At 63.1% G+C, this 309-nt stretch carries 1 protein-coding gene; it reads left to right on the top strand.

All coding sequences use genetic code 11. The annotated features are described in order from the left end of the window. Positions 1-309 (top strand): SRPBCC family protein (locus tag FDX22_RS29895; RefSeq protein ID WP_304571841.1); only part of this gene is annotated, 309 nt, incomplete at both ends.

Below are 309 nucleotides of genomic sequence, written 5' to 3' on the forward strand. Positions count from 1 at the left end.
GGTCAGACCGCCCGCCCGGTGTGGGAAACCGCCAAAGATGCACTACAGTTCGGCCAGGACGGCCACGGCAGCGGCTTCTTCTTTACCGAGAAACCGGACGCCAACGTGTGGGTCGACGGTGAAGTCTCCAGCTACTACCGCGACACCTACGCGGAAGCCGAAGAGCGTTTGGGCAAGGTTCGCGCCCTGCGTCTGGCTGGTCACAACAACATCTTCCCCACGCTTTCCTGGCTCAACGGTACCGCCACGCTGCGCGTCTGGCACCCGCGTGGGCCGGATCGGGTTGAAGTGTGGGCGTTCTGTATTACC

This window comes from Citrobacter sp. TBCS-14 (genome assembly GCF_005280805.1).
Classification (GTDB): Bacteria; Pseudomonadota; Gammaproteobacteria; order Enterobacterales; family Enterobacteriaceae; genus Citrobacter; species Citrobacter gillenii.